Origin of the sequence: Planktothricoides raciborskii GIHE-MW2 (genome assembly GCF_040564635.1) — a bacterium.
Taxonomy (GTDB): Bacteria; Cyanobacteriota; Cyanobacteriia; order Cyanobacteriales; family Laspinemataceae; genus Planktothricoides; species Planktothricoides raciborskii.
Genome location: NZ_CP159837.1, coordinates 1,737,734 through 1,761,297, shown reverse-complemented (window position 1 = coordinate 1,761,297; position 23,564 = coordinate 1,737,734). Strand labels below are relative to the sequence as shown.

The 23,564-nt window shown below is 44.7% G+C and carries 23 protein-coding genes and 2 pseudogenes; 13 read left to right on the top strand and 12 right to left on the bottom strand.

All coding sequences use genetic code 11. From position 1 onward, the window contains the following. Nucleotide 1: 1 nt before the first annotated feature. The 5 genes and pseudogenes from ABWT76_RS07400 to ABWT76_RS07380 form a co-directional block, all read left to right on the top strand. Complete coding sequence (locus tag ABWT76_RS07400) at nt 2-841, top strand: GTPase (protein WP_054470415.1); 840 nt, start codon at nt 2-4, stop codon at nt 839-841. Between the two features lie 12 nt (nt 842-853). Continuing rightward, the gene (locus tag ABWT76_RS07395; RefSeq protein ID WP_054470413.1) at nt 854-1,039 is read left to right on the top strand and encodes a hypothetical protein; all 186 of its coding nucleotides are present in this window, start codon (nt 854-856) and stop codon (nt 1,037-1,039) included. 39 nt (nt 1,040-1,078) lie between these two features. Beyond that, on the top strand, nt 1,079-1,276 hold the full coding sequence (locus tag ABWT76_RS07390; protein ID WP_197285449.1) for a hypothetical protein: 198 nt from the start codon (nt 1,079-1,081) through the stop codon (nt 1,274-1,276). A gap of 23 nt (nt 1,277-1,299) precedes the next feature. Further along, on the top strand, nt 1,300-1,491 hold the full coding sequence (locus tag ABWT76_RS07385; protein WP_054470411.1) for a hypothetical protein: 192 nt from the start codon (nt 1,300-1,302) through the stop codon (nt 1,489-1,491). Nucleotides 1,492-1,619: 128 nt separating this feature from the next. Beyond that, nucleotides 1,620-1,928 (top strand): annotated as a pseudogene (locus tag ABWT76_RS07380) (DUF4926 domain-containing protein); the annotation flags it as partial. Here the strand turns inward: ABWT76_RS07380 and ABWT76_RS07375 are convergent. Next, nucleotides 1,925-2,792: pseudogene (locus ABWT76_RS07375) on the bottom strand (Uma2 family endonuclease). The pseudogenes ABWT76_RS07380 and ABWT76_RS07375 sit on opposite strands and share 4 nt — an antisense overlap. A 240-nt stretch (nt 2,793-3,032) precedes the next feature. On the opposite strand from ABWT76_RS07375, the gene psbA reads away from it, so the two are divergent. Then, the gene (gene psbA, locus ABWT76_RS07370; protein WP_054469783.1) at nt 3,033-4,115 is read left to right on the top strand and encodes a photosystem II q(b) protein; all 1,083 of its coding nucleotides are present in this window, start codon (nt 3,033-3,035) and stop codon (nt 4,113-4,115) included. A gap of 278 nt (nt 4,116-4,393) precedes the next feature. Here the strand turns inward: psbA and ABWT76_RS07365 are convergent, their stop codons facing one another. Then, nucleotides 4,394-4,663, bottom strand: a complete 270-nt coding sequence (locus tag ABWT76_RS07365) for a hypothetical protein (protein WP_054469853.1) — start codon at nt 4,661-4,663, stop codon at nt 4,394-4,396. Here ABWT76_RS07365 and ABWT76_RS07360 point away from each other — a divergent pair. Next, nucleotides 4,657-4,851, top strand: a complete 195-nt coding sequence (locus ABWT76_RS07360) for a hypothetical protein (protein WP_156332071.1) — start codon at nt 4,657-4,659, stop codon at nt 4,849-4,851. The genes ABWT76_RS07365 and ABWT76_RS07360 overlap by 7 nt on opposite strands. Before the next feature lie 7 nt (nt 4,852-4,858). Next, nucleotides 4,859-5,512, top strand: a complete 654-nt coding sequence (gene hisB / locus ABWT76_RS07355; RefSeq protein WP_054469854.1) for an imidazoleglycerol-phosphate dehydratase HisB — start codon at nt 4,859-4,861, stop codon at nt 5,510-5,512. A gap of 184 nt (nt 5,513-5,696) precedes the next feature. Here hisB and ABWT76_RS07350 read toward each other — a convergent pair whose 3' ends face one another. The 6 genes from ABWT76_RS07350 to ABWT76_RS07325 all read right to left on the bottom strand — a co-directional run bounded on the left by ABWT76_RS07350 (nt 5,697) and on the right by ABWT76_RS07325 (nt 12,040). Beyond that, a complete protein-coding gene (locus ABWT76_RS07350; RefSeq protein WP_054469855.1) occupies nt 5,697-7,523 on the bottom strand; it encodes a pentapeptide repeat-containing protein in 1,827 nt (608 codons plus the stop codon). A 324-nt stretch (nt 7,524-7,847) separates the two neighbouring features. Then, the gene (locus ABWT76_RS07345; protein WP_054469869.1) at nt 7,848-8,993 is read right to left on the bottom strand and encodes a hypothetical protein; all 1,146 of its coding nucleotides are present in this window, start codon (nt 8,991-8,993) and stop codon (nt 7,848-7,850) included. Between the two features lie 102 nt (nt 8,994-9,095). After that, nucleotides 9,096-10,082 carry a hypothetical protein gene (locus tag ABWT76_RS07340; protein WP_354635864.1) on the bottom strand — a complete coding sequence of 329 codons (987 nt, stop codon included), beginning with the start codon at nt 10,080-10,082 and terminating at the stop codon, nt 9,096-9,098. Nucleotides 10,083-10,217: 135 nt separating this feature from the next. After that, nucleotides 10,218-10,520, bottom strand: a complete 303-nt coding sequence (locus ABWT76_RS07335) for a hypothetical protein (protein WP_190880573.1) — start codon at nt 10,518-10,520, stop codon at nt 10,218-10,220. Between the two features lie 146 nt (nt 10,521-10,666). After that, nucleotides 10,667-11,356, bottom strand: coding sequence for a hypothetical protein (locus ABWT76_RS07330; RefSeq protein ID WP_054469858.1), 690 nt, complete (start codon nt 11,354-11,356; stop codon nt 10,667-10,669). Nucleotides 11,357-11,701: 345 nt separating this feature from the next. Beyond that, entirely contained in the window at nt 11,702-12,040 is a 339-nt protein-coding gene (locus tag ABWT76_RS07325; RefSeq protein WP_354635863.1) for a hypothetical protein, read from the bottom strand. Between the two features lie 248 nt (nt 12,041-12,288). On the opposite strand from ABWT76_RS07325, the gene ABWT76_RS07320 reads away from it, so the two are divergent. Beyond that, a complete protein-coding gene (locus ABWT76_RS07320; RefSeq protein WP_054469859.1) occupies nt 12,289-12,627 on the top strand; it encodes a helix-turn-helix domain-containing protein in 339 nt (112 codons plus the stop codon). 3 nt (nt 12,628-12,630) lie between these two features. Further along, nucleotides 12,631-13,311, top strand: coding sequence for an ImmA/IrrE family metallo-endopeptidase (locus ABWT76_RS07315; protein WP_054469860.1), 681 nt, complete (start codon nt 12,631-12,633; stop codon nt 13,309-13,311). Between the two features lie 156 nt (nt 13,312-13,467). On the opposite strand, the gene ABWT76_RS07310 is transcribed toward ABWT76_RS07315, so the two are convergent. The 3 genes from ABWT76_RS07310 to ABWT76_RS07300 all read right to left on the bottom strand — a co-directional run bounded on the left by ABWT76_RS07310 (nt 13,468) and on the right by ABWT76_RS07300 (nt 15,212). After that, nucleotides 13,468-14,382, bottom strand: coding sequence for a hypothetical protein (locus tag ABWT76_RS07310; RefSeq protein ID WP_354635862.1), 915 nt, complete (start codon nt 14,380-14,382; stop codon nt 13,468-13,470). Between the two features lie 189 nt (nt 14,383-14,571). After that, the gene (locus ABWT76_RS07305; protein WP_354635861.1) at nt 14,572-14,775 is read right to left on the bottom strand and encodes a hypothetical protein; all 204 of its coding nucleotides are present in this window, start codon (nt 14,773-14,775) and stop codon (nt 14,572-14,574) included. Nucleotides 14,776-14,855: 80 nt separating this feature from the next. Beyond that, entirely contained in the window at nt 14,856-15,212 is a 357-nt protein-coding gene (locus tag ABWT76_RS07300) for a hypothetical protein (protein ID WP_354635860.1), read from the bottom strand. Here ABWT76_RS07300 and ABWT76_RS07295 point away from each other — a divergent pair. The 3 genes from ABWT76_RS07295 (at nt 15,204) to ABWT76_RS07285 (ending at nt 20,081) form a co-directional block, all read left to right on the top strand. Next, entirely contained in the window at nt 15,204-15,776 is a 573-nt protein-coding gene (locus tag ABWT76_RS07295) for a hypothetical protein (protein WP_354635859.1), read from the top strand. The genes ABWT76_RS07300 and ABWT76_RS07295 overlap by 9 nt on opposite strands. Nucleotides 15,777-15,966: 190 nt before the next feature. Then, nucleotides 15,967-19,785 (top strand): tetratricopeptide repeat protein, encoded by a 3,819-nt coding sequence (locus tag ABWT76_RS07290; RefSeq protein WP_354635858.1) that lies wholly within the window; start codon nt 15,967-15,969, stop codon nt 19,783-19,785. A gap of 47 nt (nt 19,786-19,832) precedes the next feature. Next, nucleotides 19,833-20,081 (top strand): DUF6887 family protein, encoded by a 249-nt coding sequence (locus ABWT76_RS07285; protein ID WP_354635857.1) that lies wholly within the window; start codon nt 19,833-19,835, stop codon nt 20,079-20,081. Between the two features lie 448 nt (nt 20,082-20,529). Here the strand turns inward: ABWT76_RS07285 and ABWT76_RS07280 are convergent, their stop codons facing one another. Further along, complete coding sequence (locus tag ABWT76_RS07280) at nt 20,530-23,421, bottom strand: CBS domain-containing protein (RefSeq protein WP_354635856.1); 2,892 nt, start codon at nt 23,419-23,421, stop codon at nt 20,530-20,532. Nucleotides 23,422-23,564 lie beyond the last annotated feature (143 nt).

Below are 23,564 nucleotides of genomic sequence, written 5' to 3'. Positions count from 1 at the left end.
CATGTTGAGTGCTCTATTTGGAAAAAGTCAGGAAACTCCAATTCGGCTTGTCATTGGTTTAAACCAAGTCGATAAAATGATTCCCGATGGGTGGGATGATCGCTTAAATCTGCCTACCCAAAAGGCTGAAAAAGAAATTGAGCGTCGAAGCAAAGATATCATTCAACGATTAAGTAGATACACTCATTTATCTGCTGATAACATCGAATATTATTCGGCGCTGAAGCGTTACCGTTTGCTACCTTTGCTAACTAAAATCATCAAAAATGCCTACGCGGGATTCAAACTCGATAACGTACAACCAGCCGATCCTTTTGAATTGGCAGATCCAGAAGTGAAAGCTTTTGCCGATGAGGAGCGGCGAAAAAGAGCAAAAAGTAAAGGCAAAGAAGTTAATGCCAAAGACAGAATGTTCGATGAAATGAGAAAAATTCTCTCAGAGGATGAGTTAAACTTGGTGCTGGATAAATTCAGACAAGAACGCAGAATCCCGCCCAAAGTTGCTATCCTTGGCAAAGCCGGTGTGGGGAAAACAACAACCCTTAATAGTGTGTTTAATGCACAATGGAAAACGAGCCACACGATTGTTGGTACAACTCAGGCTCAAATGAAAGAATTTTCCCTCTCTAGCGGCGGAAGTTTAGCTGTTGTTGACTTACCAGGCTATGGACGCAGTATGGCAGAAGATCGAGAGTATGAAAAAATTTATCAAGAGATAATTCCTTCCTGTGATTTAGTATTTCTCATTTTGCAAGCCAATACCAGAGATTTTGCAGACGACCAAGAGATGATTATAAAAATCTCTGAGTGGCTTAGAGACTTTCCTACTCCTCAGCGCTAAGGAGTATAGAAAATGGCTTTAACCGAAGCTGACAAGAGAAGACTTGAGCAGATTTTCGATCAATTGGATTATCAAGAGCAACAAAAGGTTTTATCGTCTCAACAGGCTTTTGAAAATTGGTTGCGTAACAGCGCTTATTCAATTTACTGTAAAGTAAGAGATTGGTTAAATGACCTTTGGGACTGGTTATTTGGATAGTTTGCAGACCATCATTCGATGGTAAGAGGTAACGCTATTATGGGAAAAATGACAGATGAAGAAAAACGCCGGGTGGTGGAACTGCTGGATGAACTTGACAGAAGCGAATTAGACAAAGTTTTGGCCTCAGTGGACGCTTTTGGTAATTGGTTGTATGACAAACTTTACTCAATTTATTGCAAAGTCAGGGATGCTTTGAGGAGCTTGTGGCAATCCATTCGTAATTTTTTTAGTTAGTTTTTTTGGCGAGGTTCATCTCAATGGCGTTAAGTGATTACGAAAAGCAGCTAGTTATAGAAGAACTCGACATTTTAGAAGAAACAACACGAAGAGTGATTTTAGCCTCTCTTGAAGCTTTTACAGAATGGTTAGCCAATGTGCTTTATGCAATTTATCTCAAAATAAAAGATGTCATCAGCAAATTTTGGAACTGGCTACGTTCACAATTTTAATATAAATATGACTGAGCTTCAAAAGTTAAAGGTGATATATATTATCTCCACCGTAACTTCTAGTTTTTTATACAGCGTGTTCTTCGGCGTGTTATAGTCTTAAATCAATGATTTAAGAACACGATAGCGTAGTTTTAACCGCAGATTTACCAGAATATGATTTAAAATCTGGCGATATTGGCACGGTCGTTTTAGTCCATCAAGAAGGTTTGGGCTATGAAGTAGAATTTATCACTATCACCGGAAAAACGATCGCGATCGCCTTCTTTATTCAATTCTCAATGCGGGGGCGATCGCCCAAGCCGAGCAAACAAGAAACCCGGTTTCTTCAAGAAACCGGGTTTCTTTGTTTCTGGACAATTTTGAGGCAGAAGGGAAAGTGCGATCGCCCCTTCGGGATCCGCTTGGCGCGATTCGCGGGAGCGATCGGCTGTTAAAGGTTATCGGGATCTAGCCCGATCGCCCGCAACCGTTCAGCAAGAAGTTCGGCCCGCTGGCGTTCTGCCTCAGCAAGCTGTTGAGCTTGTTCGGCTTTTTGGCGTTCTGCCTCAGCAAGCTGTTGAGCTTGTTCGGCTTTTTGGCGTTCTGCCTCAGCAAGCTGTTGAGCTTGTTCCGCGAATTGTTGAGCTTGTTCCGCTTTTTGGCGTTCTGCCTCTTCCGGTAACAACACCAAATTGCCTTCGGTATCGTAAAACCGTAACCAAACTGCCGTCTCTCGGTCGATGGTTCCTTCCCAGGTTCCCAGCCAAAAGCCCAAGGTTTCACACCACAGCCATCCGCGATCATTCGGCTGTAAAAGCTGATAACGTCCTGAACCATCCAAATGCCATCCTTGAAAGGCGTTGGCTTCAAACGGGTCAAATACAAAGTAATCTGGCGTCCGAAACGTCCGCTGATACAGATCCTTTTTCTTTCCTTTATCTATGCGAGCGGTACTCGGCGACATTAGCTCGACAATCACATCAGGGTAGCGTCCCGCTTCCTGCCACACTACCCAACCCTGTCGCTCTTTGGTGCCATCTACATCCAATACCGCAAAGAAATCCGGTCCTCGGAAATCTTTGTTCATGGCTTGGTCGCTACTGTAATAAACGAACATATTGCCCCCAGTAAAGAAGTCCGCAGCGATCGCGCCAAACTTGTTGCAATGACCGGATGAGGACATTCATCGCGATGCGGTGGCGGTTACTCTCCAAGGGTTCTCCATCATCAAAAATCAAGTCCGTGGGTGGCATGGGGGGTTCCCAGTCCGGCTCCACGGGGGTGTCCGGGCAAGTCTGGGCAGTGAGTTCTACTGACATTTTCGGCTCCCCACTTTCTGGTAATTCTTGTTGATGATTATATCCCTTGGGGCAAATAGCTGGCCGCCTTACCCTATAGTCATTTCCGCCGTTTTTCTCCGGTGAGTCAATAACTCATAAGCCTGACTTATCAGACTGATGAGAATAAATATTTATTAAACCCCTTTACAAAGCTTAACAATCGGGTTAATCTAAAAACATCATCCGAACATTGAAAACTACATAGCACTCATAAAGCAAATGACTACTACTCTGCAACAACGCGAGAGCGCCTCTTTGTGGCAGCGCTTCTGCTCCTGGGTCACGAGCACCGACAACCGCCTGTATGTGGGCTGGTTCGGCGTCCTGATGATCCCCACCTTGTTGACCGCAACCATCTGCTACATCATTGCTTTCGTCGCTGCTCCTCCAGTGGACATCGACGGGATCCGCGAACCCGTGGCTGGTTCCTTACTGTTAGGCAACAACATCATCTCTGGTGCCGTTGTTCCTTCCAGCAATGCGATCGGTCTGCACTTCTACCCCATTTGGGAAGCCGCTTCTCTCGATGAGTGGCTGTACAATGGTGGCCCATACCAGTTAGTGATTTTCCACTTCCTGATCGGCATCTTCTGCTACATGGGTCGTGAGTGGGAACTGTCCTACCGCTTGGGTATGCGTCCTTGGATCTGCGTCGCTTACAGCGCTCCTGTGGCGGCTGCTTCCGCAGTTTTCCTGATCTACCCCATCGGTCAAGGTTCTTTCTCCGATGGTATGCCTCTGGGTATCTCTGGAACCTTCAACTTTATGTTGGTATTCCAAGCTGAACACAACATCCTGATGCACCCCTTCCATATGTTAGGTGTGGCCGGTGTGTTCGGTGGCGCTCTGTTCTCCGCCATGCACGGTTCTTTGGTGACTTCTTCTTTGGTTCGTGAAACCACCGAAGTTGAATCTCAGAACTATGGTTACAAGTTCGGTCAAGAAGAAGAAACCTACAACATCGTTGCCGCTCACGGTTACTTTGGTCGTTTAATCTTCCAATATGCTTCCTTCAACAACAGCCGCTCCTTGCACTTCTTCTTGGGTGCATGGCCGGTGATTGGGATCTGGTTCACCGCTCTGGGTGTGTCCACGATGGCCTTCAACCTGAACGGTTTCAACTTCAACCAATCTATCGTTGACTCTCAAGGTCGCGTAATCAATACCTGGGCTGACGTGATCAACCGCGCTAACTTGGGTATGGAAGTGATGCACGAGCGCAACGCTCACAACTTCCCCTTAGATTTGGCTGCTGGTGAAGCTGCTCCTGTGGCTTTGAGTGCTCCTCAAATCAACGGCTAATTCTTAGCTAACTAAATAAATAAAAAACGCTCTCCTGAAAAGGGGGGCGTTTTTTGTTTTGCAATGTTTTGCAATTTTATCCCCAGTTTTAGGTAGCGAAACCCAACATTTACTGTTAATTGAATTGCTGATTCTTGATATAGCTATCCGTGCAGGATTTGTGAATGAGATTCCCCTCTGCCATGGGCTGCCCCCCGCGAAGGCGGGGGCAGGCGTCGGCTGGGGGTGAGGGCAAATTTTCTCAATTGATATAGTAGGATTGCTATATCAAAAAATAGCTAATTTTTCTTAGCAGCCAGCAGTTTAGCTGGCGCTTCTGGAGGCAGTTCAACCCTAACGAAGTGACTTTGAGGATATAAATAGTCTTCCCCAGATTCATCAATCACGCGCCTGCAAACCACTTCATCGGCTTTGGTATCTGGAATAATCTGATAGACTTTCCAGGCTTCCAGGTCGCTATCCTCTTCACTAGAAGAAACCCGGTTTTTGGGTGGTCTGGTGGGTGGTCTGCGAGGACTAAGAAACCGGGTTTCTTTTTTTGATGCCAAAGATAACTTTGATTTCCACAGAAGAAACCCGGTTTCTGGGTGGTCTGCGAGGACTAAGAAACCGGGTTTCTTTTTTTGATGCTAAAGATAACTTTGATTTCCACAGAAGAAACCCGGTTTCTGGGGTTTCTGGGTTGTCTTGGGCTGTCTATAAGATAATCTATGAAGATAGTGATTACGATCGGTAAGACAATTATGCCAATTAATCAAGGTGTTGCTCCAGTCCAGGATAGTTCCCCAATTTTAACTAACGGTTATCGATCCAGAACCGCTTCACTCAGACGCACCACTGGGGAAACTGATGTAGAGGTTAGCCTGAATTTGGATGGAACCGGGAAATGTACTGCGGCAACCGGAATTCCTTTTTTAGATCACATGATTCACCAAGTTTCGGCTCATGGCTTAATTGATTTGAATGTGCAAGCTACGGGAGATGTTGAAATTGATGACCACCACACTAATGAAGATGTGGGGATTACTCTGGGAAAAGCCCTAGCCCAAGCCCTCGGCGATCGCAAGGGAATTGTCCGATTTGGCCATTTTGTTGCCCCCCTAGATGAGGCATTGGTGCAAGTTTCTCTGGATTTTTCTGGTAGACCTCATTTGAGTTATGGCTTAGATATTCCCACGCAGCGGGTGGGAACTTATGATACTCAATTGGTACGGGAATTTTTTGTGGCGGTGGTGAATAATAGTCTTATGACTCTGCATATTCGGCAGTTGGATGGGATTAATTCTCACCATATTATTGAAGCAACTTTTAAGGCTTTTGCGCGGGCAATGCGGATGGCGGTAGAAATTGACCCCCGTCGCGTTGGCGAAATTCCCAGTTCTAAAGGGGTTTTATAAACTATTCCCCGGTTCGTTGTAGGGGCGGGAAAGCGAACCGCCCGCCCCTACAATAGACAATTCTGGCTTTCCCAAGCTAAAAAGCCCCTTTGGGAAGGGGGCTGGGGGGATCGAGACAGGGATGAAAGCCAGAATTGTCTATTGTATTGGTGCGTTACTGCACGGAACGGCAACCTACAGAGGATTATGTTGCTTTATCCCGTTCAGTCCCATTAGGCATAATCGTTTTTGTCAGAATCGTCTGTGTGTCTCCTTCCCCAAAATTGGCTCGGTCAATGGTTGCCCCGGTTAGGTTCGCGGCAGTGAGATTGGCAAATTCTAAGTTCGCTGCCGTTAAATTGACGTGGGTGAGATTAGCGGCAATCAGTTGGCTGCCAGAAAGGTTCACCGCGATCATCTGGGAGGCTTCTAAGTTGGCACCATTGAAGTTAGTGTGAGAAAGGTTTAATCCACAAAGATTTTGACTCACTAAATTCGCTTCGCAGAGATTCGCCCCTCTGAGGTTGGCGGTTTTCAGATCCACGGCGATGAGATTAGCCCAGGCTAAGTTGGCTCCTTCTAAGTCCGCTTGATCCAAATTTGCCCCACTTAAATCGGCCCCCCGCAGGTCAGCCCCCCGTAAGTCAGCCCCACTGAGGTCGGTGCCACTCAGGTTTGCTTGGGTGAGGGTTGCCCCCGCTAGGTTGGCACCTGCTAGGCTGACTCCACTGAGGTTGGTGTGGCTGAGATCCAGGTGGGGCGAAGTGTCAGCCATCATTAAGGCTAATGGGTCATTAAAAGTGCTGGCCATCAGTGATTCGGAGTCTGGGGGTGCGTAGGTTTGCCAGATACTTACCGGATAAAGGTTTAAGGCTTCATTGGCGAGAATTGCCTGGGGTATTTGGAGTTCTGTGGGTTGTCTTTGGGTGATGGCTAAATTTTCTGGCAAATTGTCTTCAGGGGTTTCGGTTTGGGGGACGATTTGGGCAGCGATCGCGGTGGAAACCCAGTTTTCCTGTGACCAAGTTACTGGAGTCCATGCCCCTGCTTCTGGGACATCCGATTCTGATAAATATGGCGTGTCTGGGTCTGTTGCTGGGATCGGATTTTGGTTATGGACTTGATCTAAGGCTTGATTTGAAGCTTGATCTGAGGCTTGATCTGAGGCTTGATCTGAGGTGTGGCGAAATTGCCCCACCAATGAGGTCACGGAGGTCACGGAGGTCACTGGTTCCTCAAATGGTTCAGGAGTTCCCCAGGTTTCTTGATCCGCGTCCGTCACTGCTGCGGTCAGGGTTGAGAATTCTAAGGTTTCTGCGGGTTCTGCGGATTCTGAGAATTCTGCGGATTCTAAGGATTCTGATTCTAATAAGTCGGTGGCAGATGCGGTGGGAAATGTGTTAAAGCTAGTCGCTCGAATTTGTTTTAATTCATTAATGGAATCGGCAATTTCTTGATAACATCTCTGGATTTCTGCAAATGCTGCTTGGGAGAGCGATTCCTGTAAAGGATCCGCTTCGCGGAATCGCGCTTCTAAGCGAGTTAGGATTTCCGTCAGTTGTACTTGCCAATCTTCTAACCGTTGTGGGGAAACTGAATAATGTTTTACCGTGGTAATTAAAGTGTCTAGTTGTTCTTTGACGGGAATTACGGAGTCATCCAGGATACTCAGTTCCCCTTGCACCTGGGAGATCGCCATAATTAAATTATCGATATCCTCATGGGAGGCATGATTTTTGGCTGCTTTGTGTACTTGGGCGATTTCGGTTTTCATCTGTTCCACCCGTTCGGCGATCGCCCCCCGAATATCCAGCAGCAAATTTTCCAAGGTCATCGTGGCATGAATCATCTCTTCTTGGTTGATCTGATGCCAACGATATCTAATCATCAAATTCAGCCAGAGAGAAAGAAACAGCAATACCCCTGCATAAACCACCGCTGCAAAAAATATCGCCGCGATCGCGCCGATCGCCGCCCCAAGCAAGGAGATATATTCCGCAATTTTTAACCAATTTCCTCTAATTACTTCCATAAGTCCCGAAAACACGCATGGGTTTATGCCGGTATTTTAGATTACCTCCCCCAATCCTACCTAAATAATATTGTTATTTGTTATTTGTTATTTGTTGTTGGGTAGGGATTCTTTGGTTATTAGTTATTAGTTGTTGGTTATTCAAACAACCACCAACCAACAACCAACAACCACCAACCAACAACCAACATCAGGACAACCAGGGCTGTTTCCATCCCTGGTTGTCCTGATGTAAACCCCTGTGATGTGATAGCTGAGACAATTGTGGTAAATTTTGCGGATAAATTGCGAGGCTAAATTTTAGCTAAAATTAGCTAATTTTAACTACTTAGTCTTCTGTTGATTTTTATTTTGTTGTTCTAACAAAATTTCTTTCACCGCTTGGAACGAACTGACATTAGACGCCCCTTCGATCGCTTTCACCGCCAAATCTTGTACCTGTTTCAACGCCGCATCAAGTTGTTTAGACAAACTTTGAATTCGGGCATTTTGGTCTTTAATCGTTTCTTCCAGAGACTCAATACGCAACTGATAATTTCGTTTTTGGCCTTCAATTTCTTTTTCCCGTAAATCCGCTTTCACCTTCGCTTGATAGGTGCCAATATTCCGGCCATTTTCTTTCCCATTCTTAATATTCTTCTCCAGTTCCTCTGGGAAAGCCTCGACTTTTGCTTTAGCTTCACTATAGGCTTTTTCGCGATCGCTAATCGTTTTTTCCCGTTCAGCCCAGGCTTTTTCTTGGGCTGCTTTAATCTCACTCAGTTCTTTATAAATAGATTTCTTATTCTCCTCATAAGCTTCACTATCTAACTGCCGCTCTAACTCTAAATTATAGCGATATTCTTGCACATCACGATGGCGATTTTTATGATGAATTTCATTCCGTTCTTTAACCTGACTTTGATGGGTTTCTTGTTCTTTCCGCCAACCCTTGCGTAAATCCTGCATCTCTTGGTCTAAAGTTTCGCGTTGCTCACTTTCCTCCTGTTCAAAAGTCTTAGAATTTTCCTCATAAGACCCAATCAACTCATCCAGAGTCGTTTCCGCAACATCTTCTAAACCATGTAACTCTTTTAAAATTTCTAACTCTTCCGTCACCAAAGTTTGCACATCATCCAGGGCAGAAGCTTCCGTCGTCAGCTTTTCTGATAAATCACTAACTGCCCCCCCAAAACCCAATTGCAATTGCGTCAAACTTTCAATAATCTGATTCATTTTATCTTGAGCATTATCTTGAGCATTATCTTGAGCATTATCTTGAGCATTAACCGTTGCTTTCATAGGTTCTTTTCCTTTAATAGTTTCTGTTACTTTGGTAGCGGGCATAGATGCGGGAGATTTGGCAGCAGACTGCAATTCTTTATGCAGCTTTTTAATTTCCGCCTCTAGGTTTGACTTTTCCTGAGTAACTTCTGTCAAAACTTCTAAAATTTCCGCCTTGGTACTTTTTGCATTAAGTTTTTTAGTCATCGTGAATTCTCCTAATCGATCCATTTTTATCAGAGCAATTAATTCGCTTTAAGCTAGGTTGGGTTTCGTTTCTCAACCCAACCGACAAAATAATATTACCAATTAACCGTTATTCCCAGAAGTTTGAAAAGCCTTCATCGCTAACTCTTGTGCTTGCTTGGTCGCTTCTTGCAGTTGAGCAATTAAATTATTAATTTGTTCATTTTGGCGTTGAATCGTCGCTTCTAATGACGTGACTTTCAAATCATACCCTTGTTGGGTGGATTCCCACTCTTTCTCAAACAAATCGGTCTTGACCTTCGCTTCTCGTTCAGCTTCTTTAATTGCTTCTTCTTTCGCCTTAATATAAGCCTTCTTCAGTTCTTCCTCAAAGCCAGCAATTTTATTTTCATTTTCGGCAAATTCCGCTTGATTGTCTTCTAGGTATTTTTCGCGCACTTGCCAATCCTTTTCTTTTTCCTCGTTTTGTTCTTTTAAGGAGCGTTGTTGTTGTCGTTTTGTTTCTTCATAGCGATCCATTTCCACCTTGCGTAAGCGTTCCATTTCATAATCATAGTCCGCTTTTTCTTGGGCGCGTTGTTTGAGTAATAACTCATTTTCTTCCGCCACAGACAACTCAAATTCAGCTTCTTCTTTTTCCCAGGCTTTTCGCAGTTGATTTTTTTCTTTTTCAATAACTTCTTTTTGCAGGGCGGCTTGATTTTCCAGAGTTTGCAACTTCTCTTGGTGTTCTTGGTTTAAAATATGGAGGGCATCTGCCACCAAGCGAATTTGCTGCAAGTTTTCTAGGTGCTGTTTTTCGATCGCGATCGCCTGCTTCAGTTCATCCAGCTTAGAAAATTCGGTACTCAACCGTGCGGATAAATCATGGATAATACTGCCAAAATTTAATTGTAGGGAAGCCATCCCATTGACAATACTATCAACCGTATAAGTAGCGGCAACTTCAATTAATTCTTGATTCTTTTCTTTCTTCGCTGCCTCTTCTTTGGTGTAAACCTTAGACTCATTCTTTTTCTTTTCCGCTAACAGCTTTTGAAACGCTGACAAAATCTGTTCTTTGGTTTCTGGTTGTGAAATTATCGCCATAGTTGTACTCCCATTATTGTTATTCGTGATTCGTTATTCATTATTCGTTGACCGTTGAATGTCGCCCGATCCAGCCCCCTCCGCACGATTGGCGGTCGCCCCGCACCCCAGCCCCCACACCCTACATCCTACATCCTATCGAACAAAATCACCGAGCAATTCAATTATTTTAGTACAGCGATCGCATCTATTTCCAGGCCAGCAATAACACTCATCAATACTACCTAGCAACATGGATTTTAGGCGTTGATTTTGTGCCAAAAGTGCCTGATAATTCTCTTGCAAAGAAATTAACACCGTTTGCCAATGGTGGAAATCATCTTGCATCGCCCTTAAATCATTCAATCCATCAATGCGAATATCTTCTATCGTCGATAAATTGCTTCTTAACCGCTTTTCCCACAAAGCTTCATTCAGGGAAACTGCAACTTTTTTCATGGCTGATTTTTCCTTAATTAAAGCATAAAAACGAGGCTGGTTAATGGTTAATGATTATTCGTTATTAGTTAGCCAAACCACAAATAGCCACCAACCAATAACAAATAACAAATAACCATTAACCATTAACCATTAACCATTAACCATTACACCGCATCAGCCATTTCTGGTAAGCGGGGCAAACCCTCATTAGCCCCCACTAAACTTAACTCCCCATTAGACTCGTGACCATTAGTATAAGCCATCATTAAACTGGCGATTTCATGGGGGGGCAAATTGTCCAAACAAATCATATTTGCCGTACTGTCTAAATCAATCATCCGGCTGTGATTGCTCGGTTCGGCTAAAACAGCGGCAGCTTTTTCCAACATCGACCAATCAGAACGTTCAACCCAATTCCATTTTAGACTATAATAGTTAATGGGTTTAATCACTCCTGCTTCATCGGGTTTTTGCCCGGAATGTTTCATAAAATCCGGCACAAAAATGCCCTCTGCCGGCTCAATTCCCCGGCTTTGCACTGAGGCGACTAAGCGATTAAAATCCCGCAAACTGCGACCTTTTATATAAGTCACCATCACCACATTTTGGGGTAATTCTCCAGATTCGGCGACAAACCACAACTGACCCCAGATGGTATTTTGGGTTTGACCTAAGCTGCCGAAAAATTTACTAAATTTTAAGATGGTCATACCGAGTTTGGAGCCATATTCATTATCGCCAATCGTCCATTTACCGCTTTGGCAGTTATTGCGAACCGCTAGAGGTAATTCGGGAACAATAATAGCATTATCCGGTTTGACGCCAAAAACGGAAATTGTTGCTTTCTTAGCCATGATAAAAAACTCCTATGAGTGATAATTTGATAGTTGTAAAAATGGGCATAATCCCATATTGTTTATTTGTAGGGACGAAGCATATAGCCTACGGCATGGCGAAAGCTTACCGCAGCAATAACTTTTTGGTTTTTCCGGGAGATAGATCCGCGAATGCTTCCCCCCGGACGGTATAAACAATGGGGATGCTTTCTTAAAACCGTCACTGACTCGACCCTGAATGCTGATTTTTTGCTGTTGAAAAATTATTCAAGCTGGTGCGTTACGGCGGTAAAATCTGGGTGATTGTAATTGATTGGTAATTCTGACCGCCTAACACACCCTACGTTGCTACTTTGCGGCTGACTATTGAATTAAATGTCGCTGAATTTCTGGATCTGGATATTTGTAACTATTTCCTCGATATTTTTGATTGAGAATAGTTTCGCGATCGCCTCCTGTGGGCTGATTTGCTAACGGATTGATGGGCTGATTCATGGGTGGACTAGCACAGCTTTGCAGCACCGCAATCAGATTTTTTAATAACTCAATATGATCCGGAGTAAAATGAATGCTAAACCCGCAGCCATCGCGAGCATAGCCGGGGCAAACTAGGGAAGCGGCACCTTGATCCTCATGTTTGGCAATGTAAAGCCAATCTTCGCTATCCAGTTGGTAATGAGTATCTCTCCAAGTCTTGAGCATGGTTCCTCCCAATCTGTACACCTGTGGCAACGCCGACGCAACGATCGCCCCTTCCCGTTCCGTTACCAATCCAGTCAGACATGGCTGGTGTTATACTTAAGTTGACTTAATATTCAACTTAGCGGGGCGGCTGAGTTGATTTTTTAATCAACTAAATTCAGTCTAACACTTGTTGAATAAAACGTCAACTAAAAAATTGATTTTTTTGTCAAATGGCCTAAAATCTAGACAGAGTAGGAGATACAGCCGTGGAACAGACCTTTGGAAAGCTCATTTTGCAAGCCCGGAAGGACAATGGATATAGCCAAAGAGACTTGGCCAAGCTGCTGGGGGTCAACTTCAGCTATTTGTCTAAGCTGGAAAACGATCGCGCCGACTATGCCCCCAAGGAAGATGTGATTCGGGGTTTGGCCAAGCACCTGCATTTAGACCCGGAAGAGTTGATCGTGTTAGCCGGACGACTGCCGCAAGAGTACGAGGAATTTCTCAAGCAAAACTATAAGGCGATGCCTGCTTTGTTGCGCCGAATGCAGGAAAATCCCGAATTTGCCCAGAAAGTGTTTCAAACCGTGAACGAGGGGGAATAAGCTATGAGCATTTTTAAGCCGTATCGCTTTTATTCCAAATCAGCAATTGAGTATCAAGCCAGCCATTTGCTGAGACGGATGCAGGGACGCGGCTGCCAATTTGCCCCTAGTTGGCCGTTTGATGCCACTCTGGTGGCGGATTTTTTGGATTTGGGGGTGGTGTGGGAACCCATCTCCCCCGACGAGTTAGGCGCGATCGCTGCCCGAATTTTGCCCCAGCAACGGCTGATTGAAATTAACGAGGATATCTTGGATCTGCCCCAAGGGTTTCAAGAGTCAACCTTAGCCCATGAAATTGGCCATTGGGTTTTACATATTAATCAAGAAGTGGCGGATGGGGTGACTTTCCCCACGGAGAAGCCCGAACCGGACAATCTTAATAGTAACGATCCGTTTTTTTGCCGGGGCAAAGGCAGTTCTCGGGAACTAGACTCTATTGAATGGCAAGCCCAATATTTTGCCGGTTGTTTGCTCATGCCCAGACATATTTTAATGGAAAAAGCCCATCAAAGAGATTTAACTCGTTGGCAGCATTTATATCAATTAAAAGATGAGTTGGGGGTGAGTATCTCAAATTTAGTGAATCGTCTGCAAGATTTAGGCTGGATTTATGTGCCTAAAGGTAGTCGCCAAATTTATCCCGGTCAAGCGGCGATCGCCGAAGAATTGCCTTTGTTTGGCTAGTTTTGTTTGGCTAGTGTTGGATAGTAATTATTTCAGTAAATTTAAAGGCTAGGGGCGCAATGCTGGCGCCCCTAATCGTCTCTAATATTGAGATTTAAAGAGCACAAACTAAAATTTTAATAAATAAATTTTACTCGATCGCTCAAAAACGCATATCTATTCCTTAGAGGGACTCGGACTTAAAATTAACAATTGATTGCCTAACTGACTTTCTCTGACCATTAAAACTAATGGGCGTTCATTTTTATTGGCGGCACAAATTAACTGGCTATCCGAGCAAGGTTTCAGGGTTCTAAACAGATAAATCCAGCCATCTCGTTCGATCAGCAACCGCCACACTTTTTGATTTTTTAGATCGTTTAATTCTGACGCGCCGCGCACCGCTTCAATTAATCCGCGATCGCCGATCATTCTAAACTGATTTGCCGCTTGTTTGTCCGCTAATGCCTCTGGGGGATCGAATTGGCGGCCAAAACTCAGCATATTTTCTGGAACAATTAAAGTCACCACGGGTAAAGTGGAAGTTTGATTAAAAGCATCTCGTTGAGCATCCGCTAAACCTTGGTTACTGGCTAACCAAAATAAGGCGACTAAAGCTAAAGCCACTTTAATCGCTTCATCTACTAAAGTCTGCGAAAGGTCTACAGGTTGGGGCGACCATTGCCGCAGGTTTAATCCCCATAATTTTGCCCAAGGTTGCAGCCAACGCAGCCGGTAATTTTCCGCTTTTTGGCAGTAACGAATTAAGCGAATTCGCCAGCGGTTTTGCCATTGCACCAACCATAAATCTAGACCCTGAAATATAACGATAATCAGCCAAGCAGCTAGGGGAAATAAGAGGAATAATAAAACCGCTGGAAGGCGGGGCTGGTTATTGACAAAAAACACTTGAAGTGGTACAATTAAGAAAGATTCAAAGGCTAAATCGAGGGTAGTGACTTCTAGGTGGAAAAAGCCAAAATACGACCAGCGATAAATCCACCCGGTGAAATACAGGGAAGCACTGATTAGGCCGACTAATGCGGCGATTCTACTTAAGAAGTTGAAGTTGTTCGGGTTAGTGGCAGACATAATTATGATATAAGTATAAGGGATTAATAACTGATTAATAAACCGGATTTTTCTAGCCTGGGTAGGGTGTGTTAGGCGCTGCTATTATTTTGGCAACCTAACCGAGATTTTTTTTCAGCGCCGTAACGCACCATTAAATTAATTTGTAAATAACTAAGAAACCGGGTTTCTATGATGATTTTGGTGGGGTTACAGAGATGGTCTAAAGAAACCCGGTTTCTGAACTTTTAATGCTTTTTCTGCCAAAGCATCAAGACGACCTGCTGCCACGTCTGCTTCAAATTGGCGATCCCAATTTTGGGCATCAAACTCGGCAAACCAAACTCTAAAAGCAGCAAGATCCTCTGATGAAAGTTGGCGAACGGCTTGTTCAATTTCTGGCAAAGTATTCATAAGATTGTAATCAATAAAACAAGTACAAAAGAAGGATACAGCAATCCTATATCTCTAGATTAGCATAGAGGTAGGGTGTGTTAGGCGCTGCTATTTTTTGGCAACCTAACCGAGAATTTTTTTTCAGCGCCTAGACGCACCATTAAATTAATAAACAACCCAGAAACCGGGTTTCTATGATGATTTTCGTGGGGTGGCAGAGATGGTCTAAAGAAACCCGGTTTCTCAACACCGACCAGAAACCGGGTTTCTATGATGATTTTGGTGGGGTGACAAAGATGGTCTAAAGAAACCCGGTTTCTCAACCCCGACCCAGAAACCGGGTTTCTATGATGATTTTGGTGGGGTGACAAAGATGGTCTAAAGAAACCCGGTTTCTCAACCCACAGCTTATAATAAGAAAAATACAAATAACAACCGTCACGGTTATGAAACATTGGCATAAAATTCTGGCAGTGGCGCTACTGATTTCGGCTGCCTGGTTAGCTGGATACGGGACAAAACCCCGAACAGTTGCGGGACAACCTTTGTCAGCAGAAACCGCCCCGATTTCTGCCACAGCATTGCCGGTGGTGTTGCCGGAAAAGGCAGAAGTGATTCTGAGAGAAGGAAACGCTAAGGAAGGACTGTTAACCCAGGTGACAGCCGAACAGTTAGTCTTGACTTTGGCAGGACTAGAAATTTCGGTTCCGACTAAAGATGTGACTGAGGTTGAGTTTAAGGGCGATGTCCGTTTTTATAGTAACGGTCAGTTGGTGATTCGCGGTGAAGGAGAGATTAGCAGCAGACCCGATACTTGGTCGCAAATTCCTCTGAGTGCTTTTCAAGTGGTTGAGGCAGCTACGGGTCAAGCAAGGGTGAATTTAACTTTGTCTTCTTTGCCGCCGTCAAAGCAACAAGGAATCTTATCGGTAGCGACTACGGCAACTTATGTGGTTGAACAAATGCAGTTTGAACCAGAGGGGAAAGTTACTCTGACCGTTAGACCCGTTTTGAAATAAATCTAGGGGCGATTCGCGAATCGCCCCTATAACCTATTACCCCGTTCCTGACAAATAACGAATAACACCCACACCCAAATCACAGGAGGCAATACCCATGCAACGGCATCATTTCAACCCTTCGGCACGCTCAGGGCACCGCCCAATCAAATGGATTTTCGCCAGTCTGGTCGCCCTGGGAGTGGGGACAATGCCCCTAAATCCCGCGGCGATATGGGCTCCGGTTGGTAAAGGTGGCTTTGGGGGTGTGGCTGCTTATGCACAAGGTGAAAATTCAGCGCAAGAAGCCCTGCAACTTATACAGCAGGCAGCCCAACAAACCCAACAAGGTCAACACCAAGAAGCTATAACAAGCTTTCAGCAAGCTTTAACCATTGCGCGACAACTGCAAATCAAAGAATTAGAAGGTATCGCCCTGTTGGGAATTGGTTTCAATTATAATGCTATTGGACAACGCCAGCCAGCTTTAGATGCTTATGCACAAGCGTTGATTATTTTTAGAGAAATTAAAGATCCTGAATTGAAAGCTTTGGAAGCCTTTACTCTAAATAATATCGGTCTGATTTACCATGCGATCAGTCAACCAATGGAAGCGTTGACCGTTCTCCGGCAAGCCTTGCCGATATACAGAGAAGTGCAAGACCGAGGGGGAGAAGCCACGACTCTGAATAATATCGGTCTGGTTTACAATGCGATCGGTCAAACGAGTGAAGCATTGAAATATTATCAGCAAGCTTTGCCTATATTACGAGAAGTGCAAGACCTTCAGGAAGAAGCCACGACTCTGAGTAATATCGGTGCGGTTTACCATGTGATCGATCAACCGACAGAAGCCTTGAAATATTATCAACAAGCTTTGCCTATTCTCCGAGAAGTGCAGGACCGAAACGGAGAAGCCAAGATTCTGAATAATATCGGTTTGGTTTATCGTGAGATCGGTCAATTGAGTGAAGCTTTGAAATATTATCAGCAAGCTTTGCCTATTCTCCGAGAAGTGCAGGACCGAAGCGGAGAAGCCACCACTCTGACGAATATCGGTGGAGTTTACCATGCGATCGGTCAACCAATGGAGGCCTGGAAATACTATCAGCAAGCTTTGCGTATATTTCAAGACGTGCAAGACCGAAGCGGAGAAGCCGCAACTCTGAATAATATCGGTGGAGTTTACGATGAGATCGATCAACCAAGTGAAGCTTTGAAATATTATCAGCAAGCTTTGCCTATCAGCCGAGAAGTGCAAGACCGAAGCCAAGAAGCCAAGATTCTGAATAATATCGGTGCGGTTTACGATCAGATCGATCAACCAAGTGAAGCTTTGAAATATTATCAGCAAGCTTTGCCTATCAGCCGAGAAGTGCAAGACCGAAGCCAAGAAGCCAAGATTCTGAATAATATCGGTGCGGTTTACGATCAGATCGATCAACCAAGTGAAGCATTGAAATATTATCAGCAAGCTTTGCCTATATTCCGAGAAGTGCAAGACCGTAGGGGAGAAGCCACGATTCTGAATAATATCGGTGGGGTTTACGATCAGATCGATCAACCAAGTGAAGCTTTGAAATATTATGAGCAAGCTTTGCCTATCAGCCGAGAAGTGCAAGACCGAAAGGCAGAAGCCACGACTCTGAATAATATTGGTCTGATTTACAATGCGATCGGTCAACCAATGGAAGCGTTGACCGTTCTCCGGCAAGCCTTGCCGATATACAGAGAAGTGCAAGACCGAAAGGCAGAAGCCACGACTCTGAATAATATCGGTCTGGTTTACAATGCGATCGGTCAACCAATGGAAGCGTTGAAATACTATCAGCAAGCCTTGCCTATAGATCGAGAAGTGCAAGACCGAAGCCAAGAAGCCATCACTCTGAATAATATTGGTGGGGTTTACCATGCGATCGGTCAACCGAGTGAAGCCTTGAAATATTTTGAACAAGCTTTGCCCATTTTCCAAGAAGTGCAAGACCGCCAGGGAGAAGCCACGACTCTGCATAATATCGGTGCGATTTACGATGCGATCGGTCAACCGAGTGAAGCTTTAAAATATTATCAGCAAGCTTTGCTCATTCGCCGAGAAGTGCAAGATCGAAGGGGAGAAGCCGCAACTCTGAATAATATCGGTGCGGTTCACCATGCGATCGGTCAACTGATTGAAGCTTTGAGTGATTATAACCAAGCTTTGCCCATTTTCCAAGAAGTGCAAGACCGCCAGGGAGAAGCCACCACTCTGAATAATATCGGTGGAGTTTACCATGACATCGGTCAATCTCAAAAAGCCTTGAAATATTACGAACAAGCGTTGCCTATTTTGCGAGAAGTGAAAGACCGTCAGGGAGAAGCTCGCACTCTGAATAATATCGGTGTGATTCACTATGCGATCGGTCAACCAATGGAAGCTTTGAAATATTACCAGCAAGCCTTGCCTATATCCCAAGAAGTACAAGCCCGAAGCCAAGAAGCCGCCACTCTGAGTAATCTTGCAGCAGCATACCGAGACACCAACAAACCCACAGAAGCCATAGACCACTGGGAAAAATCCCTCAAGATTGTCTTAGATATCCGCAAAGGATTACAACGAGACTTACGCAAAAGCTTTATCGAACAAAACCGAGGCCCAGCCGTAGCCCTCGCAGATATTTTAATCGACCAAAAACAGCCGGAAAAAGCCTATGAATGGATCGAACTTGTCACCACTGCGGAATTAGCCAACTATAACCGCTTAATCAATGCCCAAGTCAATGACCCGGAAGTGCAAGCAGCCCTGGATGCTTGGAAACAGAAAAACCAACAACTGGAATTTCAGCGCCAACAACTCCAAGAAAACTTTTCCGAGGAATTTAGTAGCCAAATTCGCCAACTGGAAACAGAAGTTTATAGCGAAGCGGAAACCTTGGGGAAAAAATATCCCATTATTGCCGAACTGTTTGAAACTACCCCCACGGATATCGCCCAATTACGTCGCAATATTCCCCAAGGCACTTTAGTGCTGCATCCCGTCTTGCTGACTAATATCCCAAATGTGCCTGATACCGTTGCCCTGTTTCTCCTGACTCAAGATAGTTTTCAGGTGATTAAACATCCCGTTGATGGCAAAAATTTGGATAAGCTAATCGACGACTACGACGAACAACTGAAAAATTTTTTCAACCCCGACTATCTCACTACCAGCCAACAGCTTTACGACCTGCTAATTCGTCCGGTAGAAGATAAAATCGCCGCCCAATCTCCCGAAACTTTGGCAATTATTGCCCCGAATAAACTGCGCTATATTCCTTTTGAAACCCTCCACGACGGGGAACAATATTTGATTTCTAAATATCCCATCCATTACCTGACTCGTATTTCCAGCCAATCTCCGATAGAAAATTCGGTGAAAAATCCCATCAGCAGTATATCCATTCTAGCTCTAGGAAATCCGGTTCCCGAAAAACCTTTTAACCTCGATGGTGCGGAAACCGAAGTGAAAAATTTGGGCGAATTACTTAAAGATAGTCAAATTTATGTCCGAGAAGCGGCAACATTAGAACGGTTTAAAAATGAATCCCCCAAATTTCCCATTTTGCACTTAGCGACTCACGGTTGTTTTCAACCTTTGGGCTGTTGTTTGAGTGATGACTGTAAAGATTATGACCCAGATATGTCGGCGAATACTCTGCTATTTGCTAATAAAGAATTTTATAATATTGCTGATGCGGCTTTGTTGGGCTTAAAAGATACTCAGTTAATTACTCTGAGTGCTTGCCAAACGGCGATGAATAGTTATCTGGAAGGGCAGGAAATTTCGGGCATGGCTTATGTTTTGGAACGGGCAGGAGCACGGGCAGTGATGGCGACTTTGTGGAATGCGGCTGATGCAAAAACTGCGAATTTGATGGCTGATTTTTATCAAAATTTAGGGGCTGGTGATTCCCAGGCTGCGGCGTTACGGCAGGCGAAACTTAAGATGGTGGGGCGAAATTTGCATCCGTTTTTTTGGTCGCCGTTTATTTTGATTGGTCAGTCGGGTTCTTGAGGATATAATTTTACCACAGAGACACAGAGAACACGGAGAATTTGCTGATGAGTCAGATTAATTATGCTGCTATGTCTACGGCTGAATTAAAACAGTATTTTCTCAAACATCGTGGTGATGAAGCGGCTTTTCAAGCGTATTTGGATAGAATTAATCAACGTCCGCTAAAAGTTATTGCCAGTCCTGACGATCCTGATTTTGACCAAAAGGTTCAAGGGGCAATTAGAAGTAAGTTAGACAAGGCTAGAAGTCAGCGTGAAGCACAGGCTAATTCATCAAATATAGGGGAAAATTAAGCAGGGGCGATTTTCTGTTTTTTTGGTTTGGGGTTGGGTGTTGGGTGTTGGGATACAAAATATTGCTGGGCGAAGCATTCCGGTAATATATTTCTGGTTTTTATTTATAAGTTATCCGCCGGAATGCTTTGCCCCTAAGAAATGTGTTTATTTTTTGGTGGTTGGGTTAATAAATATTTCTGGGCGAAGCATTCCGGTAATATATTTCTGGTTTTTATTTATAAGTTATCCGCCGGAATGCTTTGCCCCTAAGAAATGTGTTTATTTTTTGGTTGGGTTGGGGTTGGGTGTTGGGTTTGGTTGATCAACCCAAACTCCCAATTTTGACTACGAATTTTGACGATGAATTTCAGTCGGTTTTAACCGACTTTAGCTATTAGCCAGGGAATTAATTCCCTGGCGGATTTGCGGATTTGCGGATTTGCCGGAATGCTTTGCCCCTACCTGTTTATTTGGGGAAATGTTGCCGGAGAAATGCTTCGGCAGAATTGCGATCGCATATTTCCCCGTCTATAGTTGCCGCCAATAAACGGTCTAACATAACTTTAAATTGTCGTCCCGGTTTATAGCCCAAGGCTTTTAAATCATTGCCGTCTAAAATGGGTTTTATCTGACCGTAACGGCTTAAATATCGCCAAATATGACGGCGCACGTTTTGAAATTTCACCGCGATTAAAATTAAGGTGCAAATATCATAAGAACGTAATAGCAAAACTATTTCACTGGGACGGTTTAAATCCGGTAATTTTTGCACGGCTTGGCTGATTTGATGCAAGTTAGTCAGCCGTTGAATACTCTCGTGGGTTAGTTGTAAATTGGTGGCAACTTTAACCCGATATTCTGGCGCTAAGTCGGCGATTAAGACTTCTAATCGCAGTTGCCAATGGGGAAAATTTTTCTCCGGGTCAAACCATTTTAAAGCCCGATCGCATAGCCGAATCCGCCGCCACAATTCTCGACTTAACTGCAACTGAGGATGAATACATTTCAGCGCACCTAAGTCACCGAGTAATTTTAATGCCGGTTGCCAATAGGGGGCTTCTAGGATATATTTTAACTCACTTTTTAACCGAGTTTCCAAAGCCGGGGCGCGACTATTGCTATCTTGAACGTGATGATAAATCCCACATTCTAAGGCATTTCTGATATAATTTTCCGTTTCTGAATCAATGTGAAACCCTAAGCGCACCGCAAACCGAACAGCGCGATAAATTCTCGTGGGGTCTTCAATAAAACTATTAGAATGCAATACCCGAATTCGGCGGTCTTGCAGGTCTAAAAATCCCCCGAAAAAGTCCAAAATTATCCCAGGGCGGTCCGATCGTGTTGCGGCTGCCATATCGCCTCCCCGACCATTGCCGGTAAGCCGCAATGCCAAGGCATTAATGGTAAAATCCCGGCGATAAAGGTCTTGGCGAATCGATGACGCTTCTACTTCTGGGTTGGCTGCGGGATAGGGATAAAATTCAGTCCGCGCTGTGGCAATATCAATCCATAAAGAATCTAGTACCGGGTCTTTGTGCCACAACAAGGCAGCGGTTTGAAATTGACCGTGAATGTCCAAACGAGCACCGGGATAGAGTTTTTGCAATTCTTTGGCTAATTCTACTCCAGCCCCCGCATCTGCGGCTTCGTGAAATCCATCCACTACTAAGTCAATATCGCTGAGTAAAATAGTCGCCTGTTGGCTAGATTTTTGGCTAGATCCCCGGTTTTTTGAAAAAACCGGGGATCTTGGGGAGCCAGGGTCAAATCCCCGGTTTTTTGAAAAAACCGGGGATTTTGGGGATTTTGCAGAGATATCGCTTTCTGCCTCAGTCCAAGCACTTTGGAGAAACAAATCTCGCACCGCCCCGCCGACTAAATATAGATGCCAGCCCCGTTGTTCTGCCAGTTGTGCCGCATGATTCAGCAGTTGCCGTTGTTCCGGGACTAGGCTATGGGACAACATTTTTTCAATGGATTCCGGCAATGGACAATAAGGACGTTTTGGCCCAATGGGAACGCCATGATCCCCGATCGCCTTATCTTGGTGCAGTTGGCGCAAAACATCGGTGCGGGTGACAATTCCCACTAGGCGATCGCCGGACAATACGGGCAACCGCCCAATATCATAAGTCACCATCAGGGATTCAATCTCTGGCAGCAACGTTTCTGGGGTAATAGTTTTCAAATTAGTGGTCATATATCCCTTCACGGGAGCATGAGAAAAGCCGTGATGCAGCGCAATCTCAATATCTCGACGGGCAATCACTCCCACCAGCTTATCGGCACTATCGACCACGGATAAGCCCGCATGACCATAGCGTAATAAAATCCGTTGGGCTTCGTGAATGGTCGTCTCTGGTCGAATGGTTCGCACTGGAGAAGACATCAAATCTCTTGCCACGGGAGGACGAGGGATCTGCATTTTCAGCTTAGAAATCAATTCGCCAAAAGTTTGGCTTAAATCCCCTTCATGTAAAATCGCTGAGGCTGCGCGAGTGTGACCCCCTCCACCAAAGCCTTGAAATAACTGATTCAGATCCGTGCCACTAATGCGCGATCGCCCAATAATCGTCAAGCGTTCATCCCCAGATTGTTTCAGGGGATAACGACTGCCCAAAATCAAGGCATCACTTTCCGTCATATCCAATAGTCGGGATGCCAGACCGGACAAACCGGGAATATATCCCTCGGTTTCCAACAAGACCCAAGAGACGGTATAGCCATAAATCGTTTCCGTCGCTAATTCCCTCAAAGCCACAATCAATAATTCTTGCAACCGAGGGGATAAGCTTTGTTCCACATATTCCGCGATCGCCGCTAAACTAGCCCCTTGTTCCATCAACCAAGCCAAAGCCTGAGCATCCCTGGGGGTACTATGGTCAAAAGTCAGCGAACCCGTATCCACATGAATACCCAAAGCCATCACCGTGGTTTCCACCGCAGGCAATTTGCCTAATTTTTCCCCATCCAACTGCCGCAGCTTTTCCACAATTAAGGTAGTCGTTGCCCCCACTGCGGCAATATGTCGCTCCATAGCTGGAATATCCGACTCTATATTTAAATGATGATCCCAAACCTGGATCGGCACGGGTAAATCCAGCCATTCTGCCGCTTTCCCCAAGCGATCGCGCCGTTGGGCATCCACCACCGCGATCGAGCGAATCTTTTGGGGATTCACCGATCGCCGTTCCAGCAAAGGATACTCATCCCGGTGCAACGCCAAAAAATCTCGCACAGCAGGATGGGCGCCTCCGGTCAAAACAATTCGGCTACCCGGTTGCAGTCGCGTCAATCCCACCGCAGCACCCACGGTATCGAAATCAGCGGTAATATGGCACAAAATAATATCCATTTTGTTGTTTGTTGTTTGTTAGTGGTTATTTGTTGTTGTTTGTTGGTGGTTATTTGTTGTTGTTTGTTGGTGGTTATTTGTTGTTGGTTGGTGGTTGGTGGTTATTCAGTTCAAATAACCAATAACCAATAACGAACAACAAT

What these genes read in the sequence shown, in the direction of transcription:
- psbA (WP_054469783.1), top strand. Translation starts at nt 3,033, where the DNA reads ATGACTACTACTCTGCAACAACGCGAGAGCGCCTCTTTGTGGCAGCGC.
- ABWT76_RS07350 (WP_054469855.1), bottom strand. Translation starts at nt 7,523, where the DNA reads ATGGAAGTAATTAGAGGAAATTGGTTAAAAATTGCGGAATATATCTCC.
- ABWT76_RS07385 (WP_054470411.1), top strand. Translation starts at nt 1,300, where the DNA reads ATGGCGTTAAGTGATTACGAAAAGCAGCTAGTTATAGAAGAACTCGAC.
- ABWT76_RS07310 (WP_354635862.1), bottom strand. Translation starts at nt 14,382, where the DNA reads ATGTCTGCCACTAACCCGAACAACTTCAACTTCTTAAGTAGAATCGCC.
- ABWT76_RS07280 (WP_354635856.1), bottom strand. Translation starts at nt 23,421, where the DNA reads ATGGATATTATTTTGTGCCATATTACCGCTGATTTCGATACCGTGGGT.
- hisB (WP_054469854.1), top strand. Translation starts at nt 4,859, where the DNA reads ATGCCAATTAATCAAGGTGTTGCTCCAGTCCAGGATAGTTCCCCAATT.
- ABWT76_RS07340 (WP_354635864.1), bottom strand. Translation starts at nt 10,082, where the DNA reads ATGGCGATAATTTCACAACCAGAAACCAAAGAACAGATTTTGTCAGCG.
- ABWT76_RS07345 (WP_054469869.1), bottom strand. Translation starts at nt 8,993, where the DNA reads ATGACTAAAAAACTTAATGCAAAAAGTACCAAGGCGGAAATTTTAGAA.
- ABWT76_RS07295 (WP_354635859.1), top strand. Translation starts at nt 15,204, where the DNA reads ATGAAACATTGGCATAAAATTCTGGCAGTGGCGCTACTGATTTCGGCT.
- ABWT76_RS07315 (WP_054469860.1), top strand. Translation starts at nt 12,631, where the DNA reads ATGAGCATTTTTAAGCCGTATCGCTTTTATTCCAAATCAGCAATTGAG.
- ABWT76_RS07290 (WP_354635858.1), top strand. Translation starts at nt 15,967, where the DNA reads ATGCCCCTAAATCCCGCGGCGATATGGGCTCCGGTTGGTAAAGGTGGC.
- ABWT76_RS07390 (WP_197285449.1), top strand. Translation starts at nt 1,079, where the DNA reads ATGGGAAAAATGACAGATGAAGAAAAACGCCGGGTGGTGGAACTGCTG.
- ABWT76_RS07330 (WP_054469858.1), bottom strand. Translation starts at nt 11,356, where the DNA reads ATGGCTAAGAAAGCAACAATTTCCGTTTTTGGCGTCAAACCGGATAAT.
- ABWT76_RS07360 (WP_156332071.1), top strand. Translation starts at nt 4,657, where the DNA reads ATGCCAAAGATAACTTTGATTTCCACAGAAGAAACCCGGTTTCTGGGT.
- ABWT76_RS07300 (WP_354635860.1), bottom strand. Translation starts at nt 15,212, where the DNA reads ATGTTTCATAACCGTGACGGTTGTTATTTGTATTTTTCTTATTATAAG.
- ABWT76_RS07400 (WP_054470415.1), top strand. Translation starts at nt 2, where the DNA reads ATGTTGAGTGCTCTATTTGGAAAAAGTCAGGAAACTCCAATTCGGCTT.
- ABWT76_RS07395 (WP_054470413.1), top strand. Translation starts at nt 854, where the DNA reads ATGGCTTTAACCGAAGCTGACAAGAGAAGACTTGAGCAGATTTTCGAT.
- ABWT76_RS07325 (WP_354635863.1), bottom strand. Translation starts at nt 12,040, where the DNA reads ATGCTCAAGACTTGGAGAGATACTCATTACCAACTGGATAGCGAAGAT.
- ABWT76_RS07285 (WP_354635857.1), top strand. Translation starts at nt 19,833, where the DNA reads ATGAGTCAGATTAATTATGCTGCTATGTCTACGGCTGAATTAAAACAG.
- ABWT76_RS07305 (WP_354635861.1), bottom strand. Translation starts at nt 14,775, where the DNA reads ATGAATACTTTGCCAGAAATTGAACAAGCCGTTCGCCAACTTTCATCA.
- ABWT76_RS07335 (WP_190880573.1), bottom strand. Translation starts at nt 10,520, where the DNA reads ATGAAAAAAGTTGCAGTTTCCCTGAATGAAGCTTTGTGGGAAAAGCGG.